Origin of the sequence: Methylobacterium sp. B1 (genome assembly GCF_000333255.1) — a bacterium.
Classification (GTDB): Bacteria; Pseudomonadota; Alphaproteobacteria; order Rhizobiales; family Beijerinckiaceae; genus Methylobacterium; species Methylobacterium fujisawaense.
In genome coordinates, this window is sequence record NZ_BACT01000931.1 from 1 (window position 1) to 10,513 (window position 10,513).

The 10,513-nt window shown below is 69.4% G+C and carries 10 protein-coding genes; 6 read left to right on the forward strand and 4 right to left on the reverse strand.

What is annotated here, in order from left to right; all coding sequences use genetic code 11:
- Positions 1–257 (reverse strand): transporter substrate-binding protein (locus I53_RS26180; RefSeq protein ID WP_043356389.1); only part of this gene is annotated, 257 nt, incomplete at its 3' end.
- 248 nt (positions 258–505) lie between these two features.
- Positions 506–859, reverse strand: a complete 354-nt coding sequence (uraH, locus tag I53_RS26185; RefSeq protein WP_043356391.1) for a hydroxyisourate hydrolase — start codon at positions 857–859, stop codon at positions 506–508.
- 333 nt (positions 860–1,192) lie between these two features.
- Here uraH and I53_RS26190 point away from each other — a divergent pair, with 333 nt between their 5' ends.
- The 6 genes from I53_RS26190 (at position 1,193) to I53_RS26215 (ending at position 7,478) form a co-directional block, all read left to right on the forward strand.
- Positions 1,193–1,810: a glutathione S-transferase family protein gene (locus tag I53_RS26190; protein WP_043356393.1), complete on the forward strand. Its 618-nt coding sequence runs from the start codon at positions 1,193–1,195 to the stop codon at positions 1,808–1,810.
- A 53-nt stretch (positions 1,811–1,863) separates the two neighbouring features.
- Entirely contained in the window at positions 1,864–3,930 is a 2,067-nt protein-coding gene (locus tag I53_RS26195; RefSeq protein WP_210161599.1) for a pyridoxamine 5'-phosphate oxidase family protein, read from the forward strand.
- A 121-nt stretch (positions 3,931–4,051) separates the two neighbouring features.
- Entirely contained in the window at positions 4,052–4,516 is a 465-nt protein-coding gene (locus tag I53_RS26200) for a nuclear transport factor 2 family protein (RefSeq protein ID WP_043356394.1), read from the forward strand.
- Positions 4,517–4,595: 79 nt separating this feature from the next.
- Positions 4,596–5,486, forward strand: coding sequence for a LysR family transcriptional regulator (locus I53_RS26205; protein WP_043356396.1), 891 nt, complete (start codon positions 4,596–4,598; stop codon positions 5,484–5,486).
- Between the two features lie 280 nt (positions 5,487–5,766).
- On the forward strand, positions 5,767–6,915 hold the full coding sequence (locus tag I53_RS26210) for an acyl-CoA dehydrogenase family protein (protein ID WP_043356398.1): 1,149 nt from the start codon (positions 5,767–5,769) through the stop codon (positions 6,913–6,915).
- Positions 6,912–7,478 carry a cytochrome b gene (locus I53_RS26215; protein WP_043356400.1) on the forward strand — a complete coding sequence of 189 codons (567 nt, stop codon included), beginning with the start codon at positions 6,912–6,914 and terminating at the stop codon, positions 7,476–7,478. Before I53_RS26210 ends, I53_RS26215 begins: the two co-directional genes overlap by 4 nt.
- Before the next feature lie 27 nt (positions 7,479–7,505).
- Here I53_RS26215 and I53_RS26220 read toward each other — a convergent pair whose 3' ends face one another.
- Entirely contained in the window at positions 7,506–8,996 is a 1,491-nt protein-coding gene (locus I53_RS26220) for an HWE histidine kinase domain-containing protein (RefSeq protein WP_043356402.1), read from the reverse strand.
- Between the two features lie 147 nt (positions 8,997–9,143).
- On the reverse strand, positions 9,144–10,484 hold the full coding sequence (locus I53_RS26225; protein ID WP_043356405.1) for an LLM class flavin-dependent oxidoreductase: 1,341 nt from the start codon (positions 10,482–10,484) through the stop codon (positions 9,144–9,146).
- Positions 10,485–10,513 lie beyond the last annotated feature (29 nt).

A 10,513-nucleotide genomic window follows, 5' to 3' on the forward strand; every position in this document is an offset into this window, starting at 1 on the left:
ATGATCTCCTTGCGGCTCGACGAGGTGTAGCAACCGACGACGTGGCGGATGCCCGCGCCGAGGAGCTGTTCGGCGCCGGTGGCGTATCCGGCGAGGGCGCCCTGCGGGTCGCAGATTACCGGCTCGAGGGTGATGTCGCCCTGCGCGTTCACCTCCTCGACCGCCAGCCGTGCCCCGTTCAGCATGGCCCGCCCCACGAGGCCGTAGGGACCGTCCGTGGAGAACAGGATGCCGATGCTGTGATGGCTGAGGCCCATGCAATCCTTCAGAACGCAAAAAGCCCGCCAGTGCGTGAGCACTGCGGGCGGCATCGCCGGGAAAGGTCGAGACATTGTGGCGCGAAACTGGGCAGCTTTGCCCCGCGCCTGAAAACTAGGCTCTTCGGTTATGAAGCCCGTGTCAAGGCCCGCGCGGTCCTTTCGGAGGTTGCGTCCCGCCCCTCTCTGCGCGGCCTTCGACGCGGCTCTTCAGCCCTGCCACCCGTTCCTTCCGGCGCGGGACCACGTCAGCTTCCGCGATAGGTCGCGTAGCTCCACGGCGTGACGAGCAAGGGGACGTGATAGCGCCCGTCCGGGTCGCAGACCCCGAATCGGACGGGGATGACATCGAGAAAGGGTGGCGATCCGTCCAGGCCCGTCCGGGCGAAATACGCGCCGACGTGGAAGAGCAATTCGTAGGTGCCGGCCGACAGAGTCGCCTCGTCCAGCAGGGGACTGTCGGTCCGCCCGTCGGCATTGGTGACAGCCGAGGCGATAGGCTCCGCCGTCCCGTCGGCGGCGAGGCGGCGCAGTTCGATGACCACGCCGGCAGCCGGCCTGCCCGAGGTGGTGTCCAGCACGTGCGTCGAGAGATGGCCCATGGCGAGAATCCTATCGACGACCCGTCCGCGGGCCCGGCGGAGGCGGGTGAGACGAGCACGCGGATCCCGCAGGTGCAACCCGAAAAGAGGACGTCATCCCTCCAACCGCTCCTCACGTCCCCGAGCCTTCGCGCGCGGAATCGGCGCGCCGGCACGGATCCGAGGACTGGTCGCGATCCCGGCTCTCGCGCCAGGCCGGCGACAGGCGCCGATGATTATTCCGATTTCCGGAATGATGTGCTGCGCAGAACGCGCATTCCGCCGAAGCCGCGACGGCAGCATTCTACCGTCGCGGCGCGGGGCAATCCCGGCCCCCGACGGAGAATCGCCACCATGAAGCTCTACCATCATCCCCTCTCGGGCCACGCGCACCGGGCTCGCCTGTTCCTGTCCCTGGTCGGCGCGCCGCATGAGCTGGTCGAGGTCGACCTGAAGGCGGGCGAGCACAGGACACCGGCCTTTCGCGCGATGAACCCGTTCGGTCAGGTACCGGTGCTGGACGACGACGGCGTGATCGTCTCCGATTCCAACGCCATCCTGGTCTACGTCGCGAAACGGCTCGGCCGGTCCGATTGGCTGCCCGAGGATCCGCAGGGCGCGGCGGCGGTCCAGCGCTGGTTGTCGGTCGCGGCGGGTGAACTCGCCTACGGACCGGCCGCGGCCCGGCTGATCACGGTCTTCGGCGCCACGTTCAATCCGGAGGAGGTGATCGCCCGGGCGCACACGCTTCTGGCGCGGCTCGAGGCGCATCTCGACGGGCGGGACTGGCTCGCGGCCGAGCGGCCGACCATCGCGGATGTGGCACTCTACAGCTACCTGGCCCGGGCCCCGGAGGGCAACGTGGATCTGTCGAGCTATGCGAACGTCGAGGCGTTCCTGCGCCGGGTCGAAAGCCTGCCGGGCTTCGTCCCTCTCGCGAAGACACCCGCCGGCCTCACGGCCGCGGGGTGACCGGCAGGCCTGGATGCAACCGCATCCGGGAGCGGATTCGAGCGGAGGGCGCCATGATCAATGACGGTCAGACCTTTGCGAAGCTGCCGACCTGGCATGCCGGCGAAAAGTCCATTCAGGAGACGGTCGGCGCCGCCGAACGGATGGAAATGATCGGACAGAGGGTGGTGCGGGACTTCATGCCCGATCAGCACCGCGCCTTCTATGCGCAGATTCCCTTCGTCGTTCTCGGCAGCGTCGACCGGCGCGGCGATGCCTGGGCCACGCTTCTCGCCGGCGGCCCGGGCTTCATCACCTCACCGACACCGACGGCCCTCGACATCGCCGTGCGGCCCGACCCGGGCGATCCCGCGGCTGAGGGTACGGGGGAGGGCGACGCGATCGGTCTCCTCGGGATCGAGCTGCACAGCCGTCGACGGAACCGCGTCAACGGGATCGTCCGGTCCACGGCCGGCGGGATCCTGCACTTCGACGTCGATCAGAGCTTCGGAAACTGTCCGCAGTACATCCAGCTCCGCGACATGACCGTCCTCGGGGATCTTCGCGCGCCCGTCGCTGCCCCGGTCGAGGAGCGCGCGGACCTCGACGAGGCGGCGCGGTCCCTGATCGCGGCGGCCGACACGTTCTTCGTGGCGTCGTATGCCGACCGCGAGGGCCGGCGCCAGGTCGACGTCTCGCATCGCGGCGGCAAGGCGGGCTTCGTCCGTGTCGCTGCGGACGGTACGCTCACGATCCCCGACTTCGCCGGAAACCTGTTTTTCGCCACCCTCGGCAACATCCACCTCAACGGCAGGGCAGGGCTGGTCTTCACCGATTTCGCGACGGGTGATCTTCTCCACCTGACCGGCGACGCCGCCGTGATCCTGGATTCGCCAGAGCTCGCCGCCTTCCAGGGCGCCGAGCGTCTCTGGAGCTTCCGGCCGCGCCGGGTCATCCGTCGGCGGGGCGCCCTCCCGCTGCGGTGGTCGTTCCAGGCGGATGGATGGTCGCCGAACGCGCTGATGACCGGCGACTGGGTGGAGGCGGCCGATCGCGTCCGGGCGACCGAGCGTGCCGCGCATTGGCGGCCCTTCCGGGTGACGAAGATCACCGACGAGAGCCGCTCCATCCGGTCCTTCCATCTGGCTCCGGACGACGGAGCCGGACGGCTCTCGCACCGTGCGGGCCAGCATCTCCCGATCCGCGTGACGCTGCCCGGAGCGGACGCGCCGGTGATCCGCACCTACACGCTCTCGGTCGCGCCCTCCGACCCGACCTACCGCATCAGCGTGAAGCGCGACGGCATCGTCTCGCAGCACCTGCACGACCGCCTCCAGGTTGGGGACATCATCGAGGCGCGGGCGCCGGGCGGAGATTTTTCCCTCGATGCCCACGCGGCGCGCCCCGCGGTGCTGCTGGCCGGCGGCGTCGGGATAACGCCGCTCCTGGCGATGCTCCGGCACGTGGTCTACGAGGGCCTGCGCACCCGCAACATCCGACCGACCACGCTCTTCTACGCCGCACGTGCGCGGTCCGATCGCGCCTTCGACGCGGAATTGTCCGAGGTGGCCGCAGCGGCGCAGGGCTCCGTCCGGATCGTGCGCGTCCTGAGCGACGTCTCCGACGCCCGGGCCGGCGTCGATTACGAGGCCGCGGGCCGGATCGACATGGCGCTGCTCACGCGCTTCCTGGCTTTCGCCGATTACGACTTCTACCTGTGCGGGCCGCCGACCTTCACGCAGGCGCTCTATGACGGGTTGCGCGGCTACACCGTGTCGGACGACAGGATCCACGCGGAGGCGTTCGGCCCCTCCGCGCTGGTCCGGACGGCGGGGTCGGAGGGCGCCGCGCCGCCCCGCCCGCCACCCTCAACGAAACCGGTGCCCGTCGCCTTCCTCGACACCGGCAAGGAGGCGCGCTGGACCCCCGAGTCCGGTAGCCTCCTCGACCTCGCCGAAGCCCGCGGCCTCGCACCCGCCTTCAGTTGCCGGGAAGGCAGTTGCGGGACCTGCCGCACAAAGCTGCTCGCCGGCGCCGTGACCTATCGCAAGGAACCGAGCGCCGCCGTAACTGAGGACGAAGTGCTGATCTGCTCGGCCGTGCCCGCCGAAGGCACGGACCGGGTGCAACTCGCGCTGTGACGCCCGGCACGCTTCACCCGACTCCGTTTTCCACCTTCCGGGATCGTCGGCGGCCGATCATTGTGCGCGGCGTCGATATCGGGCCCGGGCCCCGCAACCTCGCGCACCCCAGGAGTACACCATGTCCCGTCCCCCGCTGCCGCCCTTCGATGAGCAGAGCGCGATCGCGAAGGTTCGCCTCGCCGAGGATGGCTGGAACGGCCGCGACCCGGCCAAGGTCGCCCTGGCCTACACGACCGATACCCGCTGGCGGAATCGCGCCGAGTTCCTGAACGGACGCGCGGAGGTGGAGGCTTTCCTGACCCGCAAGTGGAACCGGGAGCTCGACTACCGCCTCATCAAGGAGCTCTGGGCCTTCACCGGCAACCGGATCGCCGTGCGCTACGCCTATGAGTACCACGACGACAGCGGCCACTGGTTCCGGGCCTACGGCAACGAGAACTGGGAATTCGCCGAGGACGGGCTGATGCGCTACCGGCACAGCAGCATCAACGAGCTGCCCATCGCGGAAGCGGACCGCAAGTTTCACTGGCCCCTCGGACGCCGGCCGGACGATCATCCGGGCCTGAGCCATTTCGGCTTCTGATCACCGGCCCGGCGGGTGAGGGGAGCCTGGACCGGGCGTCGGCGGCGCGGTCCGTTTCGCGAAGCCCAGGAGCGAGGCCTTGGATCGTTGGCAAACCATGCGCGTCTTCGCCAAGGTCGCCGAGACGGGGAGCTTCGCGCAGACCGCCCGCCTCCTGCACATGAGCCCGCCGGCCGTCACGCGTGCTGTGGCGGCCCTCGAGGAGACCATCGGCGCCCGGCTCCTGATCCGGACGACCCGCTCCGTGAAGCTCACGGAGGCGGGCAGCCGCTACTACGAGGATTGCCGGCGGATCCTGGCCGACATCGCCGAGGCCGAGTCGGCGGCGGCCGGCTCCAATGCGACGCCCTCGGGGACGCTCGCGGTCACGGCCTCCGTGCTGTTCGGGAAGATGCACGTCCTCCCGATCGTGACCCACTACCTCGACACCTACCCGACCATGTCGGCGCGGACCCTGTTCGTCGATCGGCCCGTCAACATCGTCGAGGAAGGGATCGATGTCGCGATCCGGATCGGCCGCTTGACCGATTCCGGATTGACGGCGGCCCGGGTCGGGTCGGTCCGCCATGTCATCTGCGGCGCCCCGGCCTATTTCGCGCGCCACGGCGTGCCGACGACGCCGGCGGATCTGAAGCGGCACCGGATCGCAGTCTCCACCGGCGCCTGGGCGTCGCCGGAATGGCGGTTCGCGGGGAACGAGCGGGTGGTCGTCCATCCCACCCTTCAGAGCAACACCAACGAGGTTCCGATCGCCGCCGCCCGGTCAGGCTGGGGGCTGACGCGGGTCCTGCACTACCAGATTGGCCCGGATCTGCTCGAAGGCCGCCTCAGGATCGTGCTCGACGAGTACGAGGAGGCACCGATACCCGTCCACGTGCTGTATCCCGAAGGCCGGCGCGCACCCGCGAAGGTGCGGACCTTCGTCGACCTCGCGGTGTCGCAGCTGCGCGCCAACCGGACTTTGAACTGAACCATCGCGGCGCAGCCGCCGACCCGGCCGAGTGCGGTCGCATTGGTCGCAGCCCCGGATGAGGAAAGGGTGGTTCACTCTCAGGTTAGCTTTCTATGATCTTCCGCATCCAGTGCGGGTAGGAGGCGAGACGTGACGACATCCGAGCGCTCGACCCTGCGCAGCTGCGCTCCTGTAACGGGCCGCGCGGATCGCGATGCTAGGCGCTCAGCGTGCATGGATCGGTGGTGCGGTCTGCGCACTCCGCCGCGCCCGGCCGCGACCTGAAGGGGAAAGACGCATGGACCAGTGGACCCGTCTGGACCCGATCTACGATTCCGAGGCGGCCGCCCGAACCATTGCCGCCGCCGCCGCGGCGCGCGCGGATGCCCAGGACCATGACGGCGGCTTCCCGCAGGACGATGTTGCCGATCTCGCGCGGCTCGGGCTGCTCGCCGCCCCGGTCCCGGTGGAACAGGGCGGGGCCGGCCTGGGGACGGAGCCGGGAGCCGGCGCCCTGGCCGAGGTTCTGCGGTTGGTCGGCTACGGCAGCCTCGCCCTCGGCCGACTCTACGAGGGACACGTCAACGCCATCCAGCTCATTGCCCGGTACGGCACGCCCGACCAGCGAAGCCGCCTGTTCGCCGACGCGCGCGCCGGTCATCTGTTCGGAGTCTGGAATACGGAGCCGGCCGAGGGCGGCTTGCGGGTCGAGGCGCGCGATACGGACGGACAACTTTTCGGCGTGAAGACCTTCGCGTCGGGCGCCGGCTACGTCACCCGCGCCCTCGTGACCGCCCGGCATCCGGACCGGGCCGGCGTGGCGATGATGGTGGTGCCGCTCGAAGCCGGCACCCGGGCCGATCTCTCGGCCTGGCGCGCACAGGGCATGCGCGCTTCGGCGACCGGCACGGTCGATTTCACCGGTCTCGCCGTCAATGCCGGCGACATCCTGGGCCAGCCCGACGATTATTTCCAGCAGCCGGCCTTCTCGGGCGGCGCGTGGCGCTTCGCGGCGGTCCAGCTCGGCGGCATCGAAGCCGTGTTCGATGCTTGGCGCGGCCACCTGAACCGGACCGGCCGGGGCGGCGACCCGCACCAATTGGCCCGCCTCGGCGAGGGGGCCATCGCGGTCGAGGGGGCGCGGCTCTGGATCGAGCGCGGCGCGCAGGTCGCATCGGACGCCGGGATGCCGCCCGCACGCGTGGTCGCCTACATCAACTTGGTCCGCCTCGCGGTCGAGCGTGCCGGCCTCGATGTCCTCCAGCTGGCCCAGCGCTCGGTCGGCTTGCAGGGATTCATGCGCGGCCATAGGCTGGAGCGGCTCGCGCGCGACCTCGCCACCTATCTGCGCCAGCCCGGACCGGATCATGCGCTCACCGCCGCGGCGTCCGAAATCCTGCAAGCCGACGCCATGGCCGGAGACCTGTGGACCGAGACCGCGGCATGACCAGGCCGATGAACCGCGAAGCCGCGCCGCAGAGTGTCTGGCTGGACACCCCGCACCGCTACGGCCGCATCAGCCGCGGCTTACACTGGCTGATGGCCGCCCTCTTCGCGTGGCAATTCACGGGCGCGCTGCTCTACGTCGCGATCGGTGACACCGCGCTCACGCGCCTCGTCGGCGGGAGCCACTTCACCCTTGGCTTCACGCTGTTCGTGCTCGTGCTCCTGCGCGGGGCCTGGGGACTCGCGAATCTCCACCGGCGCCCGTCGCATCCGGGCGCTCCGGGGCGCGCCGCCGTGGCCGGTCATGGCCTGATCTATCTGCTGATGATCCTCGTCCCCGGCCTCGCGCTTCTGCGCCAGTACGGTTCGGGCAAGCCCTTCGCGCCCTACGGCCTCCCCCTGATGCCGGAGCGGGACACGAAGATCGCCTGGATGATGCTTCCCGCCGATCTGTTCCATTACTGGCTGGGCTTCACGCTCCTGGCGGTCGTCCTCGGCCATGCCGCGATGGCCTTCCTGCATCGCAGGTTCTGGAACGAGGCTGTCCTGACGCGCATGACGTGAACGGCGGCGCGCCGGCGCTCGAGGTCCTCAGGCCGTCGGGTCCTCCGCTGCGGCCGGTCTCCGGTCGGGCAACGGCGCGTCCAGGGTGAAGACGACGCCGCGGGGGCGGTACTCGATTTCCGCCGAGCCTCCCATCTCGGCGGCCAGCGCCCGCTCGATCAGGCGCGTGCCGAAGCCGCCGCGGGCCGGCGCCGTCACCGCAGGTCCGCCGATTTCCTCCCAACGGAACCAGAGGTGGGCTGGCCTCGCCCCATCCACCACGTCCCAGTTCAGGATCACCCGTCCCCTGTCGTTCGACAGGGCGCCGTACTTGACCGCGTTGGTCGCCAGCTCGTGCAGCGCCATCGTGAAGGCGAGGGTCAGGCGCGGCGTCAGCCACACCTCCGGGCCGTTGATCAGGAACCTCTGCCCCGCGCCGCCGCGGAACGGCTGCAATGTGCCCTCCACGATCACGGTCAGCGTGGCGCCGATCCAGCTCTCGCGGGTCAGAACGTCGTGGGCGGCCGAGAGCGATTGCAGCCGTGCGTCGAGGGTCTTGTGCGCCTCCTCCACGGAGGATGCGTTGCGCAGAGTCTGGTGCGCGATGGACTGCATGGTCGCCATCGAGTTCTTCACCCGGTGGTTCAGCTCGTCGGCCAGGAGGGTGCGGTGTTCCTCTGCGCGCTTGCGCTCGGTCACGTCGATGGAGACGCCGGCCATGCTCAGCGGCTGGCCGACCGCGTCGTAGAAGGTCTGGCCGCGGATCTGCAGCCAGCGCAGCTCGCCACGCGGCGTGCGCGCCCGGTACTCGATGTCGTAGTCGCTGTGCTCGCGGATCGAGGTCTGCACCGCCGCCTGCATGCGCGGGCGGTCCTCGGGATCGATCGCCGCGATCAGATCCTCGTAGCTGAACGGGTCGTCGGCCGCCCGTCCGAAATTCTCCTTGCAGGTTTCGGAGGCCACCAGGCGCATGTCGGCGAGATCGAGGGTCCAGGAGCCGAAGCGTCCGGCCTTCAGGATGAAGCGCAGCCGCTCTTCGCTGCGGGTGAGGTCGCTGGTGCGACGCTCCACCTCCAGCTCCAGCGCCAGCCGGTCGCGATGCATCCGCGCAAGCTTGTCCCGCTCCAGGGTCACGTCGAACTGCGACGCGAAGAAATAGGTCAACTCACCGTCGCGATCGAAGACCGGCGAGATCAGGAGCCGATTCCAGAAAAGCTCACCGCTCTTCTTGTGGTTCAACAGCTCGATCTCGATCGGCACCCGGCGCGCGATGGCCGCTCTGATCTTGGCGATATCGGCGCGGTTGGTCTCGGGCCCCTGCAGGAACCGACAGTTCCGCCCGATGATCTCGTCATGGGCGTAACCGGTCAGCGTGGAGAAGGCGGCATTGACGAAGACGATGGGATTGTCCGGCTGATTGGGATCGGTGATCAGCATCGGCATCCGCGTCGCCCGAACGGCGGATACGAACGGGTCGGAACTCGCGCCGATGCGCGCAAACTCCGCTTCGAAGCGGGTGCGTTCCTGCTGATCCGTCAATGCCCCGTCGCCCCTGCCACGACCTGCACATGGCGGCCTTCGACCGTGATGGCTCCTCGTATCACAGGGATTATCGCTTGTGCGCAATCATCTTAATGGCCAAGACGCCGCAGGCCGGTCGCTGCACGCGGCGACCGGCCGCCACCCCTAGGTCCTGGCTGGATGAGGCCCGAAGCCTGCCGGCGGGCGCGAGCCGAGATGGTCCCGCAGGGTTCGGCCTTCGTACTCGGTGCGGAACAGGCCGCGCCGGCGAAGCTCCGGCAGGACCAGCGCGATGAAATCCTCGAGGCCGCCGGGCAGCGTCGGGGGCATGATGTTGAAGCCGTCCGCCCCGCCAGCCCGGAACCGCTCCTCCATCTCGTCCGCGATCTGGGCGGCCGTGCCGATGATCTGCGAGTGGCCGCGGGCGCCCGCGATGCGCAGGTAGAGCTGACGCAGGGTCAGACCTTCGCGACGGGCGAGATCGACCATCAGCTGCTGGCGGGACTTGATGCCGTCCGTCTCGGGCAATTCCGGGACGGGCCCGTCGGGATCGTAGCCCGACAGGTCGTGGCCGCCGATCATGCGTCCGAGCAGCGCGAGGCCGACGACGGGATCGATCAGGTCCTGCAGGGCTTCGAACTTCGCCCGCGCCTCGGCCTCGCTGCGGCCGACGACGGGAAACAGGCCCGGCATCACCTTCAGATCGTCCGGGGCGCGGCCGAACCGCGCCATCCGCTCCTTCAGGTCGCCGTAGAAGGCCACCGCCTCCTCCAGCGTCTGATTGGCCGTGAACACGATCTCGGCGGTGCGCGCCGCCAGATCCTTGCCGGGCCCGGAGGAGCCGGCCTGCACCAGCACGGGCTGTCCCTGCGGCGTGCGCGAGATGTTGAGCGGCCCGCGCACCTCGAAATGGCTGCCGCGGTGGTTCAACGGGCGGAAGCCATCCGGCTTCGAGAATTGCCCGCTGGCGCGGTCGATGATCACCGCGCCATCGTCCCAGGTGTTCCAGAGGCCGAGGACCACGTCCACGAACTCCTCCGCGCGCTCGTAGCGGTCGGCGTGGCGGGCGATCCGGTCGCCGCCGAAATTCGCCGCCTCGGCGTCGGTCGCGGAGGTGACGAGATTCCAGCCGGCCCGTCCGCCGCTGAGGTGATCGAGGGACGCGAACCGGCGCGCGACGTTGTAGGGCTCGTTGAAGCTGGTGGAGGTGGTGGCGACGAGACCGATCCGACTCGTCACCGCCGCGAGTGCCGACAGGAGCGTCACCGGCTCGAAATGGGTGGAGCGCGCGGTGCGCTCGCTGGATCGGAGATCGAGGTCGCGGATGCCGGTGCCATCTTCGAGGAAGATGAGATCGAACTTGGCGGCTTCGGCCCGCTGCGCCCAGCCGACATAGCGCTCGAGGACCAGACCGCCGTCGGCTTCGCTGGAGGAATGGCGCCAGCCCGCAACATGGTGGCCGGTCGCGTAGAAGAATGCGCCGAGGCGCAGGGTGCCCTGTCTCATCGAACCGACCGTCATCGAGGCTGATCTGC

Excerpts from the sequence above, each read along its gene's own strand:
- uraH (WP_043356391.1), bottom strand. The coding sequence starts at position 859 with ATGGGCCATCTCTCGACGCACGTGCTGGACACCACCTCGGGCAGGCCG.
- I53_RS26190 (WP_043356393.1), top strand. The coding sequence starts at position 1,193 with ATGAAGCTCTACCATCATCCCCTCTCGGGCCACGCGCACCGGGCTCGC.
- I53_RS26195 (WP_210161599.1), top strand. The coding sequence starts at position 1,864 with ATGATCAATGACGGTCAGACCTTTGCGAAGCTGCCGACCTGGCATGCC.
- I53_RS26200 (WP_043356394.1), top strand. The coding sequence starts at position 4,052 with ATGTCCCGTCCCCCGCTGCCGCCCTTCGATGAGCAGAGCGCGATCGCG.
- I53_RS26210 (WP_043356398.1), top strand. The coding sequence starts at position 5,767 with ATGGACCAGTGGACCCGTCTGGACCCGATCTACGATTCCGAGGCGGCC.
- I53_RS26215 (WP_043356400.1), top strand. The coding sequence starts at position 6,912 with ATGACCAGGCCGATGAACCGCGAAGCCGCGCCGCAGAGTGTCTGGCTG.
- I53_RS26225 (WP_043356405.1), bottom strand. The coding sequence starts at position 10,484 with ATGAGACAGGGCACCCTGCGCCTCGGCGCATTCTTCTACGCGACCGGC.